At 61.3% G+C, this 22,982-nt stretch carries 25 protein-coding genes; 17 read left to right on the plus strand and 8 right to left on the minus strand.

All coding sequences use genetic code 11. The annotated features are described in order from the left end of the window. Positions 1–44 precede the first annotated feature (44 nt). Both ACZ0A4_RS14655 and ACZ0A4_RS14660 read left to right on the plus strand, forming a co-directional pair. A complete protein-coding gene (locus ACZ0A4_RS14655) occupies positions 45–1,232 on the plus strand; it encodes an acyl-CoA dehydrogenase family protein (RefSeq protein ID WP_463575332.1) in 1,188 nt (395 codons plus the stop codon). A gap of 37 nt (positions 1,233–1,269) precedes the next feature. Beyond that, the gene (locus ACZ0A4_RS14660; protein ID WP_463575333.1) at positions 1,270–2,373 is read left to right on the plus strand and encodes a sigma-54 interaction domain-containing protein; all 1,104 of its coding nucleotides are present in this window, start codon (positions 1,270–1,272) and stop codon (positions 2,371–2,373) included. Here the strand turns inward: ACZ0A4_RS14660 and ACZ0A4_RS14665 are convergent. Next, on the minus strand, positions 2,370–2,723 hold the full coding sequence (locus tag ACZ0A4_RS14665; RefSeq protein WP_077573870.1) for an antibiotic biosynthesis monooxygenase: 354 nt from the start codon (positions 2,721–2,723) through the stop codon (positions 2,370–2,372). The two genes, ACZ0A4_RS14660 and ACZ0A4_RS14665, sit on opposite strands and share 4 nt — an antisense overlap. Before the next feature lie 93 nt (positions 2,724–2,816). On the opposite strand from ACZ0A4_RS14665, the gene soxR reads away from it, so the two are divergent. From soxR to ttdR, 4 genes are all read left to right on the plus strand, one after another. After that, positions 2,817–3,269 carry a redox-sensitive transcriptional activator SoxR gene (soxR, locus tag ACZ0A4_RS14670; protein ID WP_463575334.1) on the plus strand — a complete coding sequence of 151 codons (453 nt, stop codon included), beginning with the start codon at positions 2,817–2,819 and terminating at the stop codon, positions 3,267–3,269. Between the two features lie 106 nt (positions 3,270–3,375). Beyond that, the gene (locus ACZ0A4_RS14675; RefSeq protein WP_463575335.1) at positions 3,376–3,834 is read left to right on the plus strand and encodes a VOC family protein; all 459 of its coding nucleotides are present in this window, start codon (positions 3,376–3,378) and stop codon (positions 3,832–3,834) included. A 246-nt stretch (positions 3,835–4,080) separates the two neighbouring features. Next, on the plus strand, positions 4,081–4,956 hold the full coding sequence (locus tag ACZ0A4_RS14680; RefSeq protein ID WP_463575336.1) for an alpha/beta fold hydrolase: 876 nt from the start codon (positions 4,081–4,083) through the stop codon (positions 4,954–4,956). A 24-nt stretch (positions 4,957–4,980) separates the two neighbouring features. After that, the gene (gene ttdR, locus ACZ0A4_RS14685; protein ID WP_463575337.1) at positions 4,981–5,931 is read left to right on the plus strand and encodes an L-tartrate utilization transcriptional activator TtdR; all 951 of its coding nucleotides are present in this window, start codon (positions 4,981–4,983) and stop codon (positions 5,929–5,931) included. A 127-nt stretch (positions 5,932–6,058) separates the two neighbouring features. On the opposite strand, the gene leuD is transcribed toward ttdR, so the two are convergent. Beyond that, on the minus strand, positions 6,059–6,673 hold the full coding sequence (gene leuD, locus ACZ0A4_RS14690; protein WP_463575338.1) for a 3-isopropylmalate dehydratase small subunit: 615 nt from the start codon (positions 6,671–6,673) through the stop codon (positions 6,059–6,061). Beyond that, positions 6,670–8,088, minus strand: a complete 1,419-nt coding sequence (gene leuC / locus ACZ0A4_RS14695; protein WP_463575339.1) for a 3-isopropylmalate dehydratase large subunit — start codon at positions 8,086–8,088, stop codon at positions 6,670–6,672. The genes leuD and leuC overlap by 4 nt, the downstream gene beginning before the upstream one ends. A 314-nt stretch (positions 8,089–8,402) precedes the next feature. On the opposite strand from leuC, the gene ACZ0A4_RS14700 reads away from it, so the two are divergent. Genes ACZ0A4_RS14700 through ACZ0A4_RS14735 form a run of 8 tightly spaced genes read left to right on the plus strand, consistent with a single transcriptional unit; the run spans position 8,403 to position 14,666 of the window. After that, positions 8,403–9,602, plus strand: coding sequence for a PepSY-associated TM helix domain-containing protein (locus ACZ0A4_RS14700; protein WP_397481648.1), 1,200 nt, complete (start codon positions 8,403–8,405; stop codon positions 9,600–9,602). Continuing rightward, positions 9,599–10,141: a thiamine pyrophosphate-binding protein gene (locus ACZ0A4_RS14705; RefSeq protein WP_397481647.1), complete on the plus strand. Its 543-nt coding sequence runs from the start codon at positions 9,599–9,601 to the stop codon at positions 10,139–10,141. Before ACZ0A4_RS14700 ends, ACZ0A4_RS14705 begins: the two co-directional genes overlap by 4 nt. After that, positions 10,138–10,479 carry a hypothetical protein gene (locus ACZ0A4_RS14710; protein ID WP_463575341.1) on the plus strand — a complete coding sequence of 114 codons (342 nt, stop codon included), beginning with the start codon at positions 10,138–10,140 and terminating at the stop codon, positions 10,477–10,479. The genes ACZ0A4_RS14705 and ACZ0A4_RS14710 overlap by 4 nt, the downstream gene beginning before the upstream one ends. Continuing rightward, complete coding sequence (locus ACZ0A4_RS14715; RefSeq protein WP_463575342.1) at positions 10,476–11,051, plus strand: DUF6162 family protein; 576 nt, start codon at positions 10,476–10,478, stop codon at positions 11,049–11,051. Before ACZ0A4_RS14710 ends, ACZ0A4_RS14715 begins: the two co-directional genes overlap by 4 nt. A gap of 35 nt (positions 11,052–11,086) precedes the next feature. Next, positions 11,087–12,016 (plus strand): metal ABC transporter substrate-binding protein, encoded by a 930-nt coding sequence (locus ACZ0A4_RS14720; protein ID WP_463575343.1) that lies wholly within the window; start codon positions 11,087–11,089, stop codon positions 12,014–12,016. Beyond that, positions 12,013–12,861, plus strand: coding sequence for a metal ABC transporter ATP-binding protein (locus tag ACZ0A4_RS14725; protein ID WP_463575344.1), 849 nt, complete (start codon positions 12,013–12,015; stop codon positions 12,859–12,861). Before ACZ0A4_RS14720 ends, ACZ0A4_RS14725 begins: the two co-directional genes overlap by 4 nt. Then, positions 12,861–13,760: a metal ABC transporter permease gene (locus ACZ0A4_RS14730; protein WP_007917717.1), complete on the plus strand. Its 900-nt coding sequence runs from the start codon at positions 12,861–12,863 to the stop codon at positions 13,758–13,760. Before ACZ0A4_RS14725 ends, ACZ0A4_RS14730 begins: the two co-directional genes overlap by 1 nt. Beyond that, entirely contained in the window at positions 13,761–14,666 is a 906-nt protein-coding gene (locus tag ACZ0A4_RS14735; protein WP_463575345.1) for a metal ABC transporter substrate-binding protein, read from the plus strand. 168 nt (positions 14,667–14,834) lie between these two features. Here the strand turns inward: ACZ0A4_RS14735 and ACZ0A4_RS14740 are convergent, their stop codons facing one another. From ACZ0A4_RS14740 to ACZ0A4_RS14760, 5 genes are all read right to left on the minus strand, one after another. Then, positions 14,835–15,059 carry an MbtH family protein gene (locus ACZ0A4_RS14740; RefSeq protein ID WP_003226665.1) on the minus strand — a complete coding sequence of 75 codons (225 nt, stop codon included), beginning with the start codon at positions 15,057–15,059 and terminating at the stop codon, positions 14,835–14,837. An 83-nt stretch (positions 15,060–15,142) separates the two neighbouring features. Next, positions 15,143–16,555: a diaminobutyrate--2-oxoglutarate transaminase gene (locus ACZ0A4_RS14745; protein ID WP_463575347.1), complete on the minus strand. Its 1,413-nt coding sequence runs from the start codon at positions 16,553–16,555 to the stop codon at positions 15,143–15,145. Positions 16,556–16,697: 142 nt separating this feature from the next. Next, the gene (locus ACZ0A4_RS14750) at positions 16,698–17,183 is read right to left on the minus strand and encodes a GNAT family N-acetyltransferase (protein WP_463575349.1); all 486 of its coding nucleotides are present in this window, start codon (positions 17,181–17,183) and stop codon (positions 16,698–16,700) included. 215 nt (positions 17,184–17,398) lie between these two features. Continuing rightward, entirely contained in the window at positions 17,399–18,721 is a 1,323-nt protein-coding gene (locus ACZ0A4_RS14755; RefSeq protein ID WP_180698414.1) for an ATP-binding protein, read from the minus strand. Further along, a complete protein-coding gene (locus ACZ0A4_RS14760) occupies positions 18,721–19,401 on the minus strand; it encodes a response regulator (protein WP_064120200.1) in 681 nt (226 codons plus the stop codon). Before ACZ0A4_RS14760 ends, ACZ0A4_RS14755 begins: the two co-directional genes overlap by 1 nt. Positions 19,402–19,554: 153 nt before the next feature. Here ACZ0A4_RS14760 and dsbD point away from each other — a divergent pair, with 153 nt between their 5' ends. The 3 genes from dsbD to dsbG are packed head-to-tail and all read left to right on the plus strand — an operon-like array spanning position 19,555 to position 22,915. After that, positions 19,555–21,288, plus strand: a complete 1,734-nt coding sequence (dsbD, locus tag ACZ0A4_RS14765) for a protein-disulfide reductase DsbD (RefSeq protein WP_463575350.1) — start codon at positions 19,555–19,557, stop codon at positions 21,286–21,288. Continuing rightward, positions 21,288–22,169 carry a TlpA family protein disulfide reductase gene (locus tag ACZ0A4_RS14770; RefSeq protein WP_463575352.1) on the plus strand — a complete coding sequence of 294 codons (882 nt, stop codon included), beginning with the start codon at positions 21,288–21,290 and terminating at the stop codon, positions 22,167–22,169. Before dsbD ends, ACZ0A4_RS14770 begins: the two co-directional genes overlap by 1 nt. Beyond that, on the plus strand, positions 22,145–22,915 hold the full coding sequence (dsbG, locus tag ACZ0A4_RS14775) for a thiol:disulfide interchange protein DsbG (RefSeq protein ID WP_034155195.1): 771 nt from the start codon (positions 22,145–22,147) through the stop codon (positions 22,913–22,915). Before ACZ0A4_RS14770 ends, dsbG begins: the two co-directional genes overlap by 25 nt. The last annotated feature ends 67 nt before the right edge of the window (positions 22,916–22,982 follow it).

Here is a 22,982-nt window from a genome sequence, read left to right on the forward strand (position 1 = left end):
TGCGGCAGCGCCTACACCGGCTGAGTGAATTCAGGAGTGTTGGTGTGACCGCCAAACCGCAAAGTACTTTGTTATCCCCGTTGCAAACCGCCCGCCAACTGGCCGCCGAGTTTGCCCTGACTGCCGTCGAGCGTGACGAACGTGGTGGCACGCCGAAGGCCGAGCGTGATGCCCTGCGCGACAGTGGCCTGCTGGCCCTGAGCATTCCCACCCGCTACGGCGGCCTCGGCGCGAGCTGGAGCGAAACCCTGCAAATCGTTCGCGAGTTCGCCAAGGTCGACAGCTCGATTGCCCACGTGTTTGGTTTTCATCATTTGATGCTCGCCACCGTGCGTCTGTTTTCCCGGCCGGAACAATGGCAGCCGTGGTTTGAACAGACCGCGCGGCAGAACTGGTTCTGGGGCAACGCGCTGAACCCGCTCGACACCCGCACCGTGGTCAAGGATCTCGGTGGCTGGCGCGAGTTTTCCGGGAAGAAAAGCTTCTGTTCCGGCGCCAGCGACTCACAAATGTTGATCGCTTCGGCGGTCGATGAAAGCGCGGGCGGCAAGTTGCTGATCGCGGCGATTCCCAGCGGACGCAGTGGCATCACCCTGCACAACGACTGGAACAACATCGGCCAGCGTCAGACCGACAGCGGCAGCGCCACGTTTGAACGGGTGCGCGTCGAAGAATCGGAATTGCTGCTCGATCCCGGTCCGCTGAGCACGCCCTTCGCCTGCTTGCGGCCATTGATTGCGCAACTGACCTTCACGCATATGTTTCTCGGAATTGCCGAAGGCGCTTTCGAAGAGGCGCGGCAATACACCCTCAGCGAAACCCGGCTCTGGCACAAATCCACGGCGCGCGATGTGCGTGAAGACCCGTACGTGCTCGCGCATTACGGCGAATTCTGGGTGGCGCTGGAAGGCATTCGTCTACTGGTCGACCGCGCAGCGGCGTTGCTCGATGAGGCCTGGGCCAAAGACGCCAATCTCAGTGCCGAAGAGCGTGGTCGTGTCGCCACCGCGATTGCCACCGCCAAAGTCGCCGCCAGCCGTCAGGGCCTGGAGATTTGCAGCCGTTTGTTCGAAGTGACCGGCGCGCGCTCCACTCATGCCTCCCTGCGTCTCGACCGCCACTGGCGCAACCTGCGCACGCAAACCCTGCACGACCCGCTGGATTACAAACTCCATGAGCTGGGCGACTGGGCGCTGAATCAGTCGCTGCCAGTGCCGACCTTCTATTCCTGACCTGCCTGCATTTGAACTAAAAAAGAAGGACGAGCCCATGCAACTGCTGACCCTACCGCCCTCCCCCGCGCTCGCCACGTCGATCCGCGCCACCGCGCAGGTCTTCGAAGATCCGAAATCCCAGGCCCTGCTCGAGCATTTGCAACAGGTCGCGCCGAGTGAAGCGAGCGTGCTGATCATCGGCGAGACCGGTACTGGCAAAGAGCTGGTGGCGCGGCATATTCATAACCTCAGCAACCGTCGTCACCGGCCGTTTATCGCAGTCAATTGCGGGGCGTTTTCCGAATCGCTGGTGGAAGCAGAATTGTTCGGTCATGAAAAAGGCGCGTTCACCGGTGCGCTGAGCGCCAAGGCCGGATGGTTCGAGGAAGCGGACGGCGGCACCTTGTTTCTCGATGAGATCGGCGATCTGCCGATGGCGATTCAGGTGAAGTTGTTGCGGGTTTTGCAGGAGCGCGAAGTGGTGCGACTTGGCTCGCGCAAAAGCATTCCCATCGATGTACGAGTGCTCGCGGCGACCAATGTGCAGCTGGAAAAAGCCATCAATGCCGGCCATTTCCGCGAGGATCTGTACTACCGCCTCAACGTGGTCAATCTGGAACTGAGCCCGTTGCGCGATCGTCCCGGCGACATACTGCCGCTGACCCGCCATTTCATCGAAGCCTATAGCCAACGCCTCGGTTACGGGCGGGTCAGCATCAGCCCCGGCGCCGAGCACAAGCTGCGTGCTTACAGTTGGCCGGGCAATATTCGTGAACTGGAAAACGTCATCCACCACACCTTGTTGATCTGCCGCAACGGCGTCATCGAACGTGATGATTTGCGCCTGTCCAACCTGCGCATCGAACGCCCGGACGATCATCACAGCAGTGCCGGTGATTCACCGGAGGCGTTGCTGGAACAGGCCTTTCAAAAACTGTTCGCGCAACAGGCCGGTGCCTTGCACGAGAAAGTCGAAGACGCCTTGCTGCGCGCGGCGTATCGCTTTTGCCATTACAACCAGGTGCACACCGCCGCATTGCTCGGTCTGAGTCGCAACGTCACCCGCACGCGCTTGATCAAGATTGGCGAACTGGCGGTGAACAAGCGGCGAGTTACCGATAATTTGCAGGGCGAGCGCTTGATCCAGCTGTCGATCTAGCCCACCAGGTGGCAGTGCAGCGCATCGTCGTGACTGCGGGCGATGCTGCTCAGCACCTGGAACGAATTGAAGGTGATGGTTTTCGCCTGATGGGTGTGGATCAGTTGCCAGAAGTCCTGCTCGCCGCTCTCGAAGCTGCGAAAGGCCGCCTCCCCCGCCTCGCGGGACTGCCACTGCAGAAAACTCAGCACACGCCGGCCGTCATCACTGGCCTGCACACTGGCGCTGACGAAACCGTCGTAACGCTGAGCCAGACGCTCGGTTTGCCTCGATAGTGCGGTCACCAGCGCAGGTTGTTGGCGTGGTTCGATTTCAAATTCGATCAATTGGGTAAAACTGCGGTTGTTCATGGAATGCCCCCACTCAGCGTAAGACGAGCCTTGCGACTCGAAGACCTGCAGGGTAAAACCTCTAGTTAAGTCAAGGTCAAGAGCTGTCTTCAGATGATCAGCAAAGAAAATGTGCACAAACAGTTAACGGTTGGCGAAGTCGCCGCGCGCAGTGGCGTCGCCGTCACCGCTCTGCACTTTTATGAATCCAAGGGCCTGATCAAGAGCCAGCGCAATGCCGGCAATCAGCGGCGCTATCCGCGCGAAGTGCTGCGTCGGGTTGCGTTGATCAAAGTCGCGCAGCGGCTGGGGATTCCGCTGGCGGAGATTGGCGAAGCATTGAAAATCCTCCCAAATGATCGGGCGCCCAGCGCAGCCGACTGGAAAATCCTCTCGCAGCAATGGCGGCGCGAGCTGGATGAACGGATCGAGCAACTGACGCTGCTGCGCGACCGACTCAATGGCTGCATCGGTTGTGGCTGTTTGTCGATGGAAGCCTGTCCGCTGCGCAATCAGGGCGATGTACTTGGCGAACAAGGCCCGGGGCCGCACTTTCCAAAAAATTGACTGCTCGTCGGGCAAAAATCTGCACGCCGAGGACGGTTCTATAGTGAATCTTCCACAAACCCGGTGGAGTCTTTGTCCCATAGAACAACAAATCAGGGAGAACGTCATGAGCGTCAAACCCATTCCCGAGGGGTATCACAGCATTACCCCGTATCTCGGCATCCACAAAGCGGCCGAGGCCATCGATTTCTATAAAAAAGCCTTCGGCGCCACCGAGGTCATGCGCCTGGCCATGCCCGACGGCGGCATCGGCCACGCCGAACTGCGCATTGGCGACAGCGCGATCATGCTCGGTTCGCCGTGCGATCAGGGGCCGTTGAGCAGTCCTGATAAAGCCGTGTCAGTCGGTTTGCATCTGTATGTGACCGATGTCGACAAATCATTCCAACGGGCGCTGGAGGCCGGCGCGACGGCGGTGTCCGAGGTCAAGGATCAGTTTTACGGGGATCGCAGCGGGACGTTGAAGGATCCGTATGGGCATCTGTGGTTTCTGGCCTCGCGCAAGGAGGATCTGACTGAAGAGCAGATCAAGCAGCGGGCGATGGAGATGTTTAGCCAAGGCTAGCTTCTTGGTTGTCTGGGCTGGCCCTTTCGCGAGCAAGCTCGCTCCCACAGGGTTTCGTTGGGTGGCATGGATAGTGGTCACACCGAAGACTCCTGTGGGAGCGAGCTTGCTCGCGAAGGGGCCGCTAAAGACAACGAAGACCTCATCAACACACTTCATGAACCGGCCCACCACGCTTTGCCCCTTGCCGCGAACACCGGACGATTTCAGGATGCATCCAACCAGACCTGAAAAAGGATCAGCCCGATGTTTGCCGGATTCCGCAAAGACCAGCGTCACGTCAACGGCGTCGACATCGCCTACCGCCTCGGCGGCAGCGGCCCGGGCCTGTTGCTGTTGCACGGCCACCCGCAGACCCACGTGATCTGGCACAAGATTGCCGAACAGCTGGCCGAACACTTCACCGTGGTCGCCGCCGACCTGCGTGGTTACGGTGACAGCAGCCGCCCGGCCGCCGATGAGCTGCACGTTAATTACTCGAAACGCGAAATGACCCGCGACAATGTCGAGCTGATGCAGTCGTTGGGCTTCGAGCAGTTTTCGGTCCTCGCTCACGACCGCGGCGCGCGGGTCGCCCATCGCCTGGCGCTCGACCACCCCGCCGCCGTGCAGCGCATGATGCTGCTCGACATCGCGCCGACCCTGTCGATGTACGCACAAACCAACGAAGCCTTCGCCCGCGCGTATTGGCACTGGTTCTTCCTGATCCGCCCGGCGCCACTGCCGGAAACCTTGCTCGAAGCCGATCCCGAAGCGTATTTGCGCAGCGTCATGGGCAGCCGCAGCGCCGGGCTCAAGCCGTTTACCGATGCAGCCTTCGGCGAATACCTGCGCTGCCTGCAACAACCGGGCAGCGCTCGCGGCATCTGCGAAGACTATCGCGCCAGCGCCGGCATTGATCTTGAACACGACCGCGCCGACATCGCTGCCGGGCGCCACCTGAGTCTGCCACTGCGCGTGTTGTGGGGCGCCGAAGGCACAGTCGGACGCTGCTTCGATCCGCTCAAGGAGTGGCAGCAAGTGGCGACCAACGTCAGCGGCCAGGCCTTGCCCGCCGGCCATTACCTTGCCGAAGAAGTCCCGGAACTGTTGCTCGCCGAAGTACTGGCCTTTTTACGCTGAGCCGAGCCGCCGGATCTCGGTGCTATGCTGGCGGCTTCTGCCGCCAGTGTTCGTTTTGACATGTCACAGAAGAAAGACACCGTGCCTCTGCCCGAAGACCTGCGTGTGCTGCTCACCGTGATCCGCAAGAACGGCTTTGCCGCCGCCGCGGATGAACTGGGCCTGTCACCGGCCTATGTCAGCAAGCGCATCCAGATTCTTGAAACCACCCTTGGCACTCGTCTGCTGCACCGCACCAGCCGTCGCGTCTCGCTGACCGAGGACGGTGAACGGGTGCAGCGCTGGGCGTTGCGCATTCTCGATAATTTCCAGCAATTGCACGACGAATTGTCCGACGCCCACGACAGCCCGCGTGGGCGTTTGCACATTTGCAGCAGTTTCGGTTTCGGTCGCAATCACGTGGCCCCGGCGGTGTCGTTGCTGGCCGAACGTTATCCGGAACTGGAGATTCGCCTCGACCTGTTTGACCGGGTGGTGGACATCATCAATGAAGGCTTCGATCTGGAGATCCGCGTTGGTGACGACATTCCCGGCCAGCATATGGGCCGACGTCTGGTCAGTAATCGGCGCGTGCTCTGCGCCGCCCCGGGTTATCTGCAACGCCGCGGTACGCCGCAAACGCTGGACGAACTGCAACAGCACGATTGCCTGGTGATCAAGGAGCGCGACAACGCCTTTGGTATCTGGAATCTGGACCGTGATAGCGGACAAGAGAGCGTGCGCGTCAGCGGGCCGTTGTCGTCCAACAACGGCGAGATTGTTTTGCAGTGGGCACTGGACGGGCGCGGGGTGTTGTTGCGCTCGTTGTGGGATGTCAAGCCGCTGTTGGAGCAAGGACGCTTGGTGCAGGTGCTGGAGGATTACAGCCAGAGTGCCAATGTCTGGGCGGTGTACCCGACGCGCCTGGCGCATTCGGGGAAGTTGCGCGCGTGTGTGGAGTTTTTGCAGGCGCATTTCAAAGGATTGTCGCTGTAACCCAGACACCCAGGCCCCACAAAGTCCTGTGGGAGCTGGCTTGCCAGCGATAGGGCCAGCATATCCAACACCTGTGCCGGCTGAACTGACGCCATCGCTGGCAAGCCAGCTCCCACAGGGTATGCGTTCAGCCTAACCAAGGGTTGTTGGCCAGGTGCTCGCGTTCGAAATCTTTGATCTGTTCGCGGCGTTGCAGGGTGCTGCCGATGGCGTCCAGCCCCAAGAGCAATGCGGTTTTACGCAAAGTATCGATCTGGAACTCGAGCACGCTGCCATCCGCCAGGCCAATCTGCTGCGTCTCTAAATCAATACTGATCCGCGCCGTTTCAGCCTGACCGACAAGCTGTCCGATCCGCTGTACCTGCGCCTCTTCCAGCGTAATCAACAACACGCCATTACGCTGGCAATTGTCGTAGAAGATCCCGGCGAAACTGCTGCCGATCAAGGCGCGAATACCCATTTGCTGCAAGCCCCAGACCGCGTGTTCGCGGCTCGATCCGCAGCCGAAATTGGGCCCGACCAGCAGAAAACTCGCGCCCTGCCACGCTGGTTCGTTCAAAACGAAATCGGGGTTGGGGCTGCCATCGCGCAGAAACCTCAGATCGAAAAACACGCCGCGATCGAGTCCCTGACGATCAATGCCTTTGAGGAACTGCTTGGGCATGATCACGTCCGTGTCGACATTGGCCGCCAATAACGGTGCAGCCTGACCGCTGACCTGGGTGAAGGGTTGCAGGCTCATGCGCGTTCTCCAAAGTGGCGGATATCAGTGAGTCGACCGCTGATTGCCGCCGCGGCGACCATCGCCGGGCTCATCAAGTGAGTGCGCGCGCCGGCGCCCTGACGACCTTCAAAGTTGCGGTTGGTGCTGGAAGCGCAGCGGTCACCGGGTGCGAGGACGTCGTCGTTCATCGCCAGACACATCGAGCAGCCGGACTGACGCCATTCGAACCCGGCGTCGATAAAGATCTGCGCCAGTCCTTCGGCCTCGGCCTGCGCGCGAACTTCGCTGGAGCCAGGGACAATCATCGCGCGTACATGCCCGGCCACTTGCTGACCGCGCACGACGCTGGCGGCATCGCGCAGGTCTTCGATCCGCGCGTTGGTGCACGAACCGATAAAGGCGTGGCTGATGACGATATCGCTGAGCGCCATGCCCGCTTTGAGACCCATGTAGTTGAGGGCGCGGCGCATGCCCTGGCGCAAGATCGGATCGCTGATCGCTTGCGGATCCGGCACCCGCGCACCGATCGCGGCGGCCTGATCGGGGCTGGTGCCCCAGGTGACCATCGGCTCAAGCACGCTGGCATCAAGGTGAACCTCGCGGTCAAACAGCGCACCGGGATCACTGCGCAGTTCGCGCCACTTCTTCACGCCCCGTTCCCACCGCTCACCTTGCGGCGCTCGCGGCTTGCCCTTGAGATAGGCGAAGACCTTGTCATCCGGCGCCATGAATGCGCCGCGCGCACCCGCCTCGACGGCCATGTTGCAGATGGTCATGCGCGCTTCGACGCTGAGGGCATCGATGGTCGAGCCGCAGAACTCGATCGCATAACCGCTGGCCCCGGACGCGCCGATGCGGCCGATCAGGGCCATGATCACGTCTTTGGACGTCAAGCCCGGTGCCAGGTCGCCGTCGACGGTCACACGCAGGCTTTTCAGACGTTTGTAGACCAGCGTCTGCGAGGCCAGCAGGTGTTCGATCTCGGAGGTGCCGATGCCGAAACCGAAGGCGCCGAGTGCACCATAGGTGGTGGTATGGCTATCACCGGCGGCGATGACCATGCCGGGCAGAATGAAACCCTGCTCGGGCGCGATCACGTGTTCAATGCCCTGACGCTTGTCGAGGATGTCCAGCAACTCGATGCCGAAGTCCCGGCAGTTCTCCGCCAGATACGACACTTGCCGGGCGCCGCCGGCATCAGGCATTGCCGCGACGCGCACAGGCGTGGTCGGGTTGACGTGATCGACCACCGCCAGCGCCGTGCCCGGCCGCCAGACCTCGCGCCCGGCGGCACGTAAACCGCTGAAGGCCTGCGGGCTGGTGTATTCGTTGATCACCTGACGATCGATATACAACAGAACATGGCCCTGATCGTCGAGGCGGCACACCGTGTGCGAATCGATGTGTTTGTCGTAGAGGGTTCTGGCGGTCATCAAGTCGCTCACTCAGGGAAATCAGGTGATTCCCATCATAGGCAGCGCGGGTCGGCCATCAATTGGCAGAGAGTGATGGCGTGGATCATGAATCGTGTTTGATCTGCCGATCAGCGCTCCCACAGGTAAATCCGTGGTGCCCAGCGAATTGGGAAACATTTGCTTTCATATCGCCTTTCGGGATTTTCCGCGCTCATCCGTCCTATATAGATGCAGGCCGTTCGCGTAGGCAAAAGCCACGTCCGGTCTTTCGGGGTCCCGTGCTGCGAAGCCCGTAGCCACGCGCCCTTTCACCGCTATCAAGACGCGCAATCATGTCGAAGAAATCCCGCTCCAAACTGTGGTTCCTCGTTCATAGCTGGCTGGCGTTACCGATCTGGTTCTTTGTCCTGATCGTCTGTGTCACCGGCACACTGGCGGTGGTCAGTCAGGAAATCGTCTGGCTGGCCAACCCGCAGATGCGCGCCAGCCAGCCTGCGGACGATGCGCCGCTGCTCAGCTATGACCAGATCATGGCGGCGATCAAAAAAGCCGAACCGCAGACCCTCGTTGAAAGCATCAGTCGCCCCGACGAATCACACTTCGCGCTCGACGTTGCGGTCAGCTATCCGGACGGCCGCTCACAGACGGTCTACGTCAATCCTTACACCGGGGTGATCCAGGGCCCCGCGCCAACCTTCGACTTCAAAGCCTTCACCCGCGCCCTGCACGGCTGGTGGCTGGTGCCGTTCACCAACGGTTTCAGCTGGGGCTGGTATCTGGTGTCGTTCCTCGGCGTGCCGATGCTGGTCTCGCTGATCACCGGGCTGGTGGTCTACAAGCGCTTCTGGAAAGGTTTTCTGCGTCCGACCCTGCGCGTGCGTCATGGCGCGCGAATCTTCTGGGGTGACTTCCATCGCTTGTGCGGTATCTGGTCGATCTGGTTCATTGCGGTGATTTCCATCACCGGGATCTGGTTTCTGATTCGGGCGATTCTGTTCGACAACCAGATCGCCATCTCCAGCGAGCCGATCATTCCTGCCATGTCCCGCGAAAGCGTGCCGATCTCTGCCGCCGGCACGCCACCGCCACGGATCAGCCTGGACCGTGCCGTCGAGCTCGCGCAAGAGAAGATTCCGGGGCTGGAGGCCAGTTTCGTCAGCCTGCCGGGCAATGCCTACAGCCACATGAGCGTCGGCGGTCGCGGCTGGTATCCGCTGATGTTCCAGACCGCCACGCTCAATCCGTACAACGGCGATATCGCCGCTTCGCGCCTGCTGTCCGATCGCTCGTCGCTGGAGTTCGTCACCGAGTCCATGCGGCCGCTGCACACCGGCGACTTCGGTGGCATCTGGATCAAGCTGATCTGGTTCTTCTTCGGTTTGATCCTGAGCCTGATGATTCTCAGTGGTTTGTTGATCTGGACCAAACGCACCGCCCTGGCCACCGCCAATGCGCTGAAGCGCGAAGACAAGAAAAACCGCATCAAGGCACAACCGGCCATGAGCCGTGAAACCTCGGAGGCCAGCCTGTGAGCAAGTCCACCACCAAGGCACAGCCTTCTCGACTCGCACGCTTCTGGCACAAATGGCGCTTCCACATCAATGTCCTGCTGCTGTTGATCCCGCTGGGCTTCATGCCCAAGTACTTCGCCGACGCCTCGCTGTTTCGCGGTGACAGCGGCCTGGGCCAACATGAAATCGGCAATATCCAGGTCGGCCCCTGGAGCCTGCGCCTGGCCGAACTGCGCAACGAAGCGCCGGTGCTCACCGGCCCGGCCGGTTACATGAAAGATTTCAGCGCCGCCCTGTGCGATGCCTGTGTCGAGCAGGTCAAGGCCACCTACCTGCGCATCGGCAAGCCACGCAGCCTGCGCGCCGCCGGTACGATTTTCTTCGGCACGCCTTACCGCATGGGCACGCAAATGCCGATCCCGGAGAAGACCAGAGCCGACGCCGAACTGTGGATCACCATGGAAGGCTGGGACGGCAGCATGCATCAGGCTTCGATTCCCCTGAGTCAGGCCTCCCCCGCCACCTTCGCCTGGCTGAACAAACAAGGAGTCAAACCATGACTTGCTCGCAACGCCCTTTCCGTCTGCGGCTGAGCGCCGTGCTGCTGGTGCTCGGCGCCGGATTCAGTGCTAGCGCTCTGGCGCATAACCCGATGTGCGAATGCACAGCCATCGACGCCGAGCAGATCAAATGCACCGGTGGTTTCTCTGACGGCAGCGGTGCGCCGGGCGTGACCCTTGATGTGATCGGTTATGACGAAACCATTCTGGTGCCGGGCAAGCTCGGCGCAGATTCCACGCTGACCTTCAAGAAGCCTGGCGCCGAGTTCTACGTGCTGTTCGACGCAGGTCCAGGCCACGTTGTGGAAATCGACCAAGCGGATATCGAAGCACCATGAGTACGCCCACAACACAAATCGTGCGTCCGGCCGGCGCCGGTCATGAAACCCTCAATGTACTGCTTTTGTGCCTGTTGATCCTTGCGGTCGCAGGTTCTGTGGTCGCGTGGCGCGGCGTTTCCCATGAGCCTGAGCCGGTTGCGTCCCATCAACTCGACGCGCGTCGCGACCTCAGTGCCTCGGAACAAGGCATCTACGCCGACCTGCGGGTGACCCTCGATGAAATCCGCTTGCTGCGCGAAGAACAGCAAGCCCTGCCGACACCGCAAAATCTGGCCGACGAAGGATTTGCGCCGTTTGCCCAGGATGCGAGTTCGGTCAGCCGTGGCGGTCATGCCTGGCAGTTGCTGGCGAACAGCGCTTATTTCGGCCACAGCCAGAACCCGGCCGTCGCCGGTTCATTCGTCATGCTGGTGAGCAGCGATGACAAGGCTGCTCCGGACATCTGGCTCAACCGTGATGCCCGTCTGCCAGTGCCAACCGAATTGACCGACGCGGCGCTGTCCGCTGCCGGCTGGAAACAGATCGTCGCGCAATACGATGCCGGGGTTACCCGCGAACATCGCCATTGATTCCTCGTCCTCCTCCGAGAGAAGACCGCTTGCCCATGTCTATTTCATCGCCTCGCCGTCCGTTGTTACATTTGTTTCTGGCAGGTCTTTGTGCCTGTCTGCTGAGCCCGCTGGTCAGCGCCGATCCGGCCAAACGCCTGCGCATCGGCATTACCCTGCACCCTTATTACAGCTATGTGGCGAACATCGTCGGCGACAAGGCCGAGGTGGTGCCGCTGATCCCGGCCGGCTTCAACCCGCACGCCTACGAACCACGGGCCGAAGACATCAAGCGCATCAGCGGGCTGGATGTGATCGTGCTCAACGGCGTTGGCCATGACGACTTCGCCGACCGCATGATCGCCGCCAGCGAAACGCCGAACATCAAAACCATCGAAGCCAACGAAAACGTGCCGCTGCTGGCGGCCACCGGGGTTGCCGCACGCGGTGCCGGTAAAGTGGTGAATCCACACACGTTCCTGTCGATCAGCGCCTCCATCGCCCAGGTCAACAACATCGCTCGCGAACTGGGCAAACTCGATCCGGACAACGCCAAGGCCTACACCCAGAACGCCCGCGCCTACGGCAAACGCCTGCGGCAAATGCGCGCCGACGCGCTGGCCAAACTGACTCAAGCGCCGAACGCAGAACTGCGCGTGGCCACCGTGCACGCCGCTTACGACTATTTGCTGCGTGAGTTCGGCCTGGAAGTGACCGCCGTGGTCGAACCGGCCCACGGCATCGAGCCGAGCCCAAGCCAGTTGAAAAAGACCATCGACCAGTTGCGTGAACTGGACGTGAAAGTGATCTTCTCGGAGATGGATTTCCCCTCCACTTACGTCGAGACGATCCAGCGTGAGTCCGGGGTGAAGCTGTATCCGCTGTCGCACATTTCCTACGGCGAATACACCGCCGACAAATACGAAAAGGAAATGACCGGCAACCTTGACACCGTGGTGCGGGCGATTCAGGAGTCCGGTGCATGACTTCGAAAGAAAACCTGATCGCCGACAACACCGAAAACCCTGTGGGAGCGAGCTTGCTCGCGAAGGCGCCGGATCTGCCGACATCATTGTTGAATGACACACCGCATTCGCGAGCAGGCTCGCTCCCACAGGTTTCGGGGCCGACGCTGGATTTTGCGGAGGTTTGCCTGACACTGGGGCGCACGACGATTCTCGACAACGTCTCCTTCCAGGTACAGCCCGGCAGCGTGCATGCGTTGGTCGGCCCCAACGGTGGCGGCAAGAGTTCGCTGATCAAGACCCTGCTCGGACAAATGCCCCATCAGGGCCAGCTCAGCCTGCAATGGCCCGGTGAACCCGGAACCATCGGTTATGTGCCGCAAGCGTTGGAGTTCGATCGCGGTTTGCCTTTGACCGTTGACGATTTCATGGCCGCGATGTGTCAGCGACGCCCGGCGTTTCTCGGTTTGAGCAAGCGTTACGCCGGCGCCATTGGCGATGCGCTGGAACGCGTCGGCATGCAGGACAAACGCAAGCGGCGCATGGGTGCGCTGTCCGGCGGGGAACGGCAGCGGGTGCTGCTCGCACAAGGTTTGATTCCGGCGCCGCAATTGCTGGTGCTGGATGAACCGATGTCGGCACTCGATGAAGCCGGGATTCAGGTGTTCGAGCGTCTGCTCAATGACTGGCGCGCGGCGGGCATCACCGTGCTGTGGATCGAGCACGATCTGGAAGCGGTCGGGCGCCTGGCCGATAGGGTCACTGGCCTGAACCGTCGTGTGCTGTTCGACGCCACGCCACAACAGGCGCTGACCCCGGAACGACTGCTGACGCTGTTCTCGACCCATCCACGGAGCGTTGCCTGATGAGTTACGAAGCCTTTCGTTTGATGGTGCAAGGCTGGGCCTCGTCCGGTTATCTGCCGGAAGCACTGGCCTACGGTTTTGTGGTCAATGCATTGCTTGCCGGCCTGTTGATCGGCCCGGTGCTCGGCGGCCTCGGCACGCTGGTGGTGGTCAAGCGTTTCGCGTTTTTCTCCGAAGCGGTGGGCCACGCGGCGCTGACCGGTGTGGCCATCGGTATCCTGCTCGGCGAGCCCTACACCGGTCCCTACGGCAGCCTGTTCGGTTACTGCCTGCTGTTCGGCATCCTGCTCAATTACCTGCGCAACCGCACCGGTCTGGCGCCCGATACCTTGATCGGCGTGTTTCTGTCGGTGTCGCTGGCACTCGGCGCGAGCCTGCTGTTGATTCTGGCGGGGAAGATCAACGTGCACATTCTCGAAAACGTACTGTTCGGCTCAGTGCTGACGGTCAACGGTAACGATCTGGCGGTGCTGGCCATTGTCGGCTCGCTGGTCATGGCGTTGGCCCTGCCGCTGTACAACCGCATCATGCTCGCCAGCTTCAATCCGCAACTGGCAGCGGTGCGTGGAGTGGCGGTGAAGACCCTGGATTATCTGTTCGTGATTCTGGTGACGCTGATCACCGTGGCGGCAGTGAAAGTCATCGGCGCGATTCTGGTCGGCGCACTGCTGGTGATCCCGGCCGCGGCGGCGCGGTTGCTCAGCCAGTCACTCAAAGGGTTCTTCTGGTGCTCGGTGCTGATCGCCACGGTCAGTACGTTGTGCGGGATTCTTGCACCCATCGTGTTCGATCTGCCGATTCCATCCGGCGCCGCGATCATTCTGGTCGCCGGCATTGCCTTCGCCCTCGCCGCCATTGCGCGCGGGGTTGTCCCGAGTCTGAAAGGGAATCTTGGATAAATGACTTTTTCACTGCGAAAACTGACCTTGGCCATGACCCTGTGCGGTGTGGTCTGCTCGCCGTTGATGGCCGCCGAAAACACCAGACCGTTGCGGGTGCTGGCCTCCTTGCCCATCACCTTTGGCTTGGCAGAAGCGCTGCTCAAGGGCACTGATGTCAATCTCGAACGGGCGGCACCAGCAAACCTGCCGGGCAGTCGTCAGAGTGCCTACTTCACCGGGCGCGGCGCTCCGGCCCTGAGCAAACTGGCCACCGCTGCCGATGCCGTGATTGGCGTGCGCTCGCTGTGGCCGGATGATCAGCTATACCCGATTGCCCGCCGCAGCAATATCCGCATCGTCGAAGTCGATGCGGCGCGCCCGGTGGACGGCGCCCTGCCCGGCATTGCCGTGCAAACGGGTCTGAAGGTCGATGGTTTGAACAGCCAACCATGGCTGGCCAGCAACAACATGGGACGCATGGCGGACGTGATGGCAGCGGATCTGGTGCGTCTGGCACCGAGTGCCAAGCCTGCGATCGAGGCGAATCTGGCGACGTTGAAGCAACGTTTGCTGAAGCTCAGCGCCGACAGCGAGGCGCGACTGGCCAGCGCTGACAATCTGAGTGTGATGAGTCTGAGTGATCACTTCGGGTATCTGATCGGCAGCCTCAATCTGGAGCTGATCGGCGAGGATCCACGACCTGATACCGAGTGGACGGCTGAGGATCTGAAAAAACTCACGGCGACGTTGAAGGACAATGAGGTGGCTGTGGTACTGCATCATCGGCAGCCGTCGGAGGCGGTGAAAGCGGCAATTGTCGAGTCGGGCAGTCTTCTGGTGGTGTTGAGCACGGATGCGGCGGATCCGGTGGCGGAGCTGGAAGGCAACGTGGATTTGCTGCTCAAGGGCTTGAGCGGGGCTTAGTTTCAGCCGGAACCGCGTTATCGTTCTTCGCGAGCAAGCTCGCTCCCACATTGGATCGGTGTCGTTCACCCTTGCTCGCGAAGAGGCCTGACCTGACAACACAAACTCCAGCCATGAAAAAACCCGCTGACTGTTTCCAGTCCAGCGGGTTTGTTTTTGCCCGGCCGTTTATTGCGCGGCGGCCTGCCCTTCCATCTTCTGGCGCAGGCTCAGCGGACGCATGTCAGTCCAGACTTCTTCGATGTAGGCCAGGCACTCTTTTTTCAGGCCGCTCTTGCCCACGGTGCGCCAGCCTTCCGGCACGGCTTTGTAGTCCGGCCAGATCGAGTATTGCTCTTCGTGGTTGACCACGACCTGAAAGAGGATGTCCTCGCGGTCGAATACTGACGTCATGCTGGTTCTCCATCGTTGTAAGGGTGGGCTGCACGAGGGGTGCAGCCGGGTATGTAGAAAGAACGTTCGGCGCGGCGAAAAATTTACAGCGACGCGGTGGCGGCGGCCAAAGCGCGACCAAAGATTTCCGCAACGCGGTCGATTTCGGCGGCAGTGATCACCAGCGGCGGCAGAAAACGCACCACCGCGCCATGCCGACCGCCCAGTTCCAGAATCAGGCCCCGCTTGAGGCATTCGCGTTGTACCAGCGGCGCCAGTCGCGCAAACGCCGGCGGATGACCGAGCGCATCGGGTGTGCCGTTCGGCTCGACCAGCTCGACCCCGAGCATCAGGCCACGACCCCGAATATCACCCAGTTGCGGGAAGTCGCGTTGCAGGAGTTGCAGGTGTTCGCTAAGGCGCTCGCCCATGGCAGCAGCGTGTTCGCAGACCTTGTGCTCAACCAGATAACGCATCACCGCGGAGCCTGCCGCCATGGCCATCTGATTGCCACGGAACGTGCCGGCGTGCGCGCCCGGCTGCCAGGTGTCGAGCCAGTCGCGATAAACCACGACAGCCAACGGCAGGCTGCCGCCGATGGCTTTGGACAACACCACCACATCCGGGGTGATGCCAGCGTGCTCGAAAGCAAACATCTTGCCGGTGCGGGCGAAACCGCTCTGGATCTCGTCGACGATCAGCGCCACACCGGCCTTCTCGGTGATTCGGCGCAAGCCGCGCAGCCACTCGATGTCCGCCGGAATTACGCCGCCCTCGCCCTGCACCGCTTCGACGATAACCGCCGCAGGCAATTGCACACCGGCCTCGGGATCGTTGAGCAGGTTTTCCAGGTAACTCAGGTTGGCCTTTACGCCCGCCGCGCCGCCGAGGCCGAACGGGCAACGGTAGTCATACGGGAACGGCATGAACTGCACGCCACTGCTGAGCAGCGCGCCAAGCGGCTTTTTCGGCCCCAGGCTGCCCATCAGGCTCAACGCACCCTGGCTCATGCCGTGATAACCACCGGAAAACGACAGCACGGTGCTGCGCCCGGTCGCCGTGCGTACCAGCTTCAGCGCCGCTTCCACGGCATCGGTGCCGGTCGGGCCGCAGAACTGGATTTTCGCTTCAGCCGCAAGGGCCGAAGGCAGCAGACCGAACAGATCCTGGACAAACTGATCCTTGACCGGCGTGGTCAGGTCGAGGGTGTGCAGCGGCAACTCATCGGCCAGCACCTGCTGGATCGCTTCGATCACCACCGGGTGGTTATGCCCCAGCGCCAGCGTGCCGGCGCCAGCGAGGCAGTCGATGAAAGTGCGCCCTTCAACGTCTTCGACATACAGACCTTTGGCGCGCTTCAGTGCCAAAGGAATACGTCGTGGATAGCTGCGGGCGTTGGATTCCTGCCGGGCCTGACGGGCCAGCAATGGCGATTCATTGAACTGGTACAGCGTTTCGGTCGGCGCCGAAGTAACCCGGGCCGACGACTCTTCGATAAGGCTGGTGGCGACTGACATCTCTCGACCCCTCAATTGGCTATGGATAGTGACCAAAACAGCACACCGGACAGGTGCGCATTCCGATCGCGGGGCGCACTTGCAGGTTTTCCTGTTCTGGAAACGCTTAAGGGGCCTGAGGATTTAGCCCGTGATCGAGTTGTCAGCCCGACACTGCCAGCGACTTGTGCATGGGCAGGGTCTCCAAGCCGCGGTATTCGAGGGACGGCGCTGACTCGTGATAGCCCAGACGCCGATAAAAAGCACAGCCGGTGCGCGTGCTGTTGAGATCAGCGTGAAAAACACCGCGAACCCGTAACCAGCCTTCCAGATCCCGCATCACCGCCCGCCCGACGCCGCGACGAAATGACTCTGGCTGGACGTAACACAGCAAAATGTCGCCGCTGGCCCGAGCCATGCCGACACCGACCGGTTTGTCCGCCAACAACGCAATGCAGAGATAGAAGTGCGGATCGGCCAGTCGAGCACTGATGAAATCGGCGGATTGCAGGCCGATCCATTGGCGGACGAGTGATGGATCGTTACGGTGATCGAGCGCGCATCCGATGCGGATCGAACGTTCGATGATGCGGCTGATGATACCGGCGTCGGCCAGTGTGGCCGGTCGAATACAGATGGGTGCTTCCATGGCGCAGTTCCCTCAATCCATTGAGTCAAAGCTGCGTTGACCTTACGCCCAGCCCAAGCGGATAGCGAACGCCGAGAGGTTACATTTGATGTGCCACAACACCTTCCCCTGTGGGAGCGAGCCTGCTCGCGAAAGCGGTTTGGCAGCCACACTGATGCTGAGTGTGCCGCCGTCTTCGCGAGCAGGCTCGCTCCCACAGTAGATTTGCGGTGGGGTCAGACAGGTTGCAACGGCATGGTCAGTTCGACGCGCAGGCCATCCGGGCGGCTGTCGAAATGCAGTGCGCAGTCACAACGCTGGACAATCGCCTGGACAATCGCCAGGCCGAGGCCGCAACCGGTGCTCTGGCCGTTGCGCCAGAAGCGCTGGGTCAGATGTTGCAGGTCATCCGGCGCGATCCCCGGGCCATGGTCGCGCACGACAAAACGTACGCGGTTGCCAATGGTTTCCAGACTCAGCTCAACCGCACAGTCCTCGGGCGTATGGCGCAGGGCGTTGTCGAGCAGATTGCGCAGCGCGGCAATCGACAACACGGCCGGCATCTGTAGCGGTGCAGCAGAAAGCTCAGCCGGTAGTTGCAGTTTGATGCGCAGGCGCTCGCCCCCCGTGGCGTCCTGAATCGCCAGGCGTGCCACTTGTTCGGCACTGCATTGCGAGCCGTCATCGAACGACAGACTGCCCTCGACCCGCGCCAGCAACAGCAGTTGCTCAAGGGTACGATGCAAGCGATCGGCACCCTCCTCGGCCCGCGCCAGCGACTGATCGCGGGCGCTGCCATCGGTCATGCGCGCAACTTGCAGGTGAGTCTTGATCGCCGTCAGCGGACTGCGCAGTTCATGCGCCGCGTCACCGGTCAAACGGCGCTCACGCTCAATGGTCTTGCCGATGCGTTGAAACAACTGATTTTGCGTTTCAAGCAGCGGCTTCAATTCGCTGGGGAAGGTCTGGATCTGCAACGGCTCAAGCGAATCGGCATTGCGCCGCATCAACGCTTCACGCAGACGGTTGAGCGGCGCCAGCCCTTGGCCGATGCCCAGCCACAACAGACACAGGCAGCCCAGCAACGCCACGCCCACCGGCACCGACGCCGCCAGCAGGATTGACATGTTCAGGGCTTCGCGCTCGATCTGCCGATCGGCGGTGGTAATGCGCACATCGCCCCGGGCGAGGGTGAAACTGCGCCACGGCGCACCGTCGATCATCTGGTCATGGAAGCCCATCTTCTCGGCTTCCAGCGCCTGCTCGGGATTGTTGTGGCTGCGCGCAAGAATTTCCCCGCGCAAGGAACTGACCTGACAGGCCATGCCACCGGGGATATTCAGTTGTTCGGCACTGAAATGCGTGCCCTCGCCTTTGCTCGGCAGTGTCGGCAACTGTTCCAGCAGCCCGGCAACCATGCGCGCCGACGCCACCAGACGCTGGTCGAGGGAAAACATCATCTGATTGCGCAGGTCACTGAGCATCCAGGCCGCCGCCAGCGCCCAGATCAGCGCAAACGCAGCGCCGAGGGTCAGGCTCAGGCGCAGTCGCAGACTCATCACTTGCCTTGCTCTCCACCGTCGGCCGGGCCGAGGCGATAGCCCAGACCACGCACGGTTTCGACGATGCCCTTGCCCAGTTTGCTGCGCAGGTGATGGATGTGCACGTTCAGCGCGTTGCTTTCCAGCTCATCGTTGAAACCGTAGACACTGTCCTTCAACTGTTCGGTAGACAGCACCCGACCACGATTGTGCAGCAGCGCCTGCAACAGCGATTGCTCCCGGCGCGACAGGTCCACCGGTTGCCCGGCCAGGGTGGTTTCGCGGCTGCTCGGATCGTACGTCAGCGCGCCGTGCTCGATCAGGTTGACACTGCGCCCGGCGACCCGGCGCAACAAGGTTTGCAGGCGGGCGAACAGTTCTCGCAGATCAAACGGTTTGAGCAGGTAATCGTCAGCCCCGGCCTGCAAACCGTCAACGCGGTCGGTGACCGAGTCGCGCGCGGTCAGAATCAGTACCGGAATTTCCAGGCCGCTCTGACGCAGTTGTTGCAGCAATTTGAGGCCATCTTCGTCGGGCAGGCCGAGATCGAGCACCATCACGTCGAATTCGGCCACCTTGAGCATCGCCCGCGCCTTTGACGCAGTGTTGACGTGCTCAACGGTCAAACCTTGAGCCGTAAGACCGGCAACGATGCCGCTGGCGATCAGCTCATCGTCTTCGCAAACCAGTACGTGCATGGTGAGTCCCGTAGAAAAAAGCCGATTAGGCAGTTGGCCGATTAAGCTGACATTATGCCCCGAACGTCACAGCGACAAGGGCGTGGCGGTTAATCATCGGTTAATCGCCGCCGCCCATTGTGCACCTCACTTGCACAGGGACAAGGCTCCTCCATGCGTCATTTTTTTCTTTTGTTTGCTCTGCTGATTTCCAGCCTGGCCCAGGCCGGGAACAATCCATTTGATACAAAGCCGGAGTTTCTGCCGGTCGACAAGGCGTTCGTGCTCACCTCCGAACGTCTGGAATCCGGTGAAACCCAGCTGTTCTGGCAAATCACCGACGGCTATTACCTGTATCAGAAGCGTCTGAAATTCGATGGCCTGAGCGCCGAACAGCAGCCCGCGCTGCCTGAAGGCGAATCCCACAGCGACGAGTTTTTCGGTGAACAACCGGTCTATCGCCAAGGGCTGGAAGTGAAAATCCCGGCCTCGGCCAGCGGTCAGATCAAGGTCAGTTATCAGGGCTGTGCCGACGCCGGTCTGTGTTATCCGCCGCAAACCCGGGTCATTGATCTGGGCGGTAAAGCCGCCGTGGCTGCAAGCGCCGAAGCGCCGGATCAGGCCTTGGCCAGCAGCCTGCAACAACGGGCGCTGGGCTGGAGCTTGCTGGTGTTTTTCGGCCTCGGACTGTTGCTTGCCTTCACCCCGTGCACATTGCCAATGCTGCCGATTCTGGCCGGCATGGTGGTCGGCAGTGGTGCCACCCCGCGTCGCGGTTTCGCACTGGCCGGCAGTTATGTGATCTGCATGGCGCTGGTGTATGCGGCGATGGGCGTGATCGCTGCGCTGCTTGGCGCGAACCTGCAGGCGTGGTTGCAGAATCCGTGGCTGCTCGGCACGTTCGCCGCGATCTTTGTGGTGCTGGCCTTGCCGATGTTCGGTTTCTTTGAACTGCAATTGCCGGTAGCCCTGCGCGATCGTCTTGAACACGCCTCGCGCAGTCGCAGCGGCGGCAGTCTGATCGGCGCCGGGGTGCTCGGTGCCTTGTCCGGTCTGCTGGTCGGCCCGTGCATGACCGCGCCGCTGGCAGGTGCGTTGCTCTACATCGCGCAGAGCGGCAATGCATTGCACGGTGGTCTGATTCTGTTCTCGCTGGGCATCGGCATCGGTGTGCCGTTGTTGTTGCTGGTGACCGTGGGCAATCGCTTCCTGCCCAAACCCGGCGCCTGGATGAACCTGCTCAAAGGTGTGTTCGGTTTCCTCTTCCTCGCCACCGCGCTGTTGATGCTGCGCCCGGTGCTGGACGCTTCGTTGTGGCTGGGCCTGTGCGGTGCATTGCTGTTGATCGCCGCGTTCTGCGCCTGGAAACAGTCCGAAGGTTTTGGCCGAGTGGCCCAGTTGTTCGGCGCCAGCTCGCTGTTGCTCGGATTGTGGGGCAGTTTGCTGGTGATTGGTGCGGCGGGCGGCAGCGATGATCCGTATCAGCCGTTGCAGGTCTACAGTGCCGGGCGCACCGGCGCTGCGGCGCCATCGGCGCATGACGCGTTCACCACGATCAAGGAGCCGGCGGCGCTGCAACGCGAACTCGACACTGCCAAGGCTCAAGGCCAGTGGGTATTGCTCGATTACTACGCCGACTGGTGCGTGTCGTGCAAAGTCATGGAGAAGCAGGTGTTCGGCAAGGACAAGGTCATGCAGGCGTTGAATGACGTACGCCTGCTACGCCTCGATGTGACTGCCGACAACGCCGCCAGCCGTGAACTGCTCAGCCGCTACAAAGTGCCGGGGCCTCCGAGCTTTGTCTGGATTGGTAGTGATGGCGAAGAACGCCGCAGCCAGCGCATCACCGGCGAAGTCGATGCCGAGACGTTCCTGCAACGCTGGGCCACCACCCGGGACGCCAATTAATGCTGACTTTAACCCTCGGCACCTTTGCCATCGCACTTAACCACCTGCTGCTGATCAGTGCCCTGGCGCTGGCGACCTTTGTCGGCTGGCGGGTGGCCAAGCGTGGCGGCGATAACCCCGAGTCGGCATTGTTCAGCCTGTTTCTGTTGGGCATGCTCGCGGCGCGGGTGGCCTTTGTGCTGCTGTACTGGTCGCACTATCGCAACGACCCATGGCAAATCATCGATTTGCGTGACGGTGGTTTCCTCGCCTGGCCGGGTGTGATTGTGTTGCTGCTGGCGGCGCTGTATCGCGGCTGGCGTCGTCCCGGGCTGCGTCGTCCACTGGGCTTTGGCGTGGCCAGCGGTGTGGCGTTCTGGCTGTTGGCGACGTTGTCGTTAAACATCTATGAACAAGGCACGCGACTCCCGGACATCTCCCTGCGCAACGCAGCCGGGGAAACCATCCAGCTCAGCGATTATCAGGGCGGCCCGCTGGTGATCAATCTGTGGGCGACCTGGTGCCCGCCGTGCAGGCGCGAGATGCCGGTGCTGGAAAGCGCTCAGCAACAACGCCCGGACCTGACTTTCCTGTTCGTCAATCAGGCAGAAAGCATGCAGAGCGTGGCGACGTTTCTTGAGACCCAGGGCCTGAGCCTCAACAACGTGCTGTTCGACCGTAGTGGGCGGCTGGGTCAGGCCGTCGGTTCGATGGCATTGCCGACTACGCTGTTCTATAGCCCCGACGGTCGGCTGCTGAGCAGTCACCTGGGCGAGTTATCCAACGCCAGCCTGGCGCGCGCCCTGGAAAATTTTGCCACCCCGACCCCGAATTCGAACCCGGTCACTGCACCGGCCACCTCTGCAAGGAAACTGCCATGCCCCGCCTCCGCCACCTGCTGACGCTGACTCTGGGCACCGCCCTGCTGCACTTGCCGTCGGTGCAGGCCGCTGAAGAGTTGCCTGCGGCGATCAAACAGATCGAAGCCAAAGGCGCGAAAATCGTCGGCCAGTTCGATGCGCCCGATGGCTTGCGCGGTTATGCGGCGCAATATCAGAACCGTGGCATGGCGCTGTACCTGACTCCGGATGGCAAACACGTTTTGCTGGGTAATCTGTACGACGCCGACGGCAAGGATCTGAGCAGCGAACCGTTACAAAAACTGGTCTATGCCCCGATGGCCAAGGAAGTCTGGGCCAAGTTCGAGGCGAGCAACTGGATTCAGGACGGCAACAAGGATGCACCGCGCACTGTGTACCTGTTCAGCGATCCGAACTGTCCTTACTGCAACATGTTCTGGGAACAGGCGCGGCCGTGGGTCAAGGCTGGCAAGGTGCAGTTGCGGCACATCATGGTCGGCATCATTCGCGAGGACAGCCCGGGTAAATCGGCGGCGCTGCTGGCGGCGAAAGATCCGGCCAAGGCCCTGGAAGATCATGAAAAGGCTGGCAAGGGCAGTTCGCTAAAAGCGCTGAAGGATATTCCAGCGGCCGTGCAGACCAAATTGGCGGCGAACATGCAGTTGATGGAAGACCTCGATTTGCAGGCTACGCCGGCGATTTTCTATATGGATGACAAGGGCGAGCTACAACAGCAGCAAGGTGCGCCTTCGCCGGACAAGCTGGCGAAGATTCTCGGGCCTAAGTAGCTTCGAATTCTTTATTGCCTGGTCTGGCCTCTTCGCGAGCAAGCTCGCTCCCACAGGGATCGAATGT

It is taken from the genome of Pseudomonas sp. AC172 (assembly GCF_979258595.1).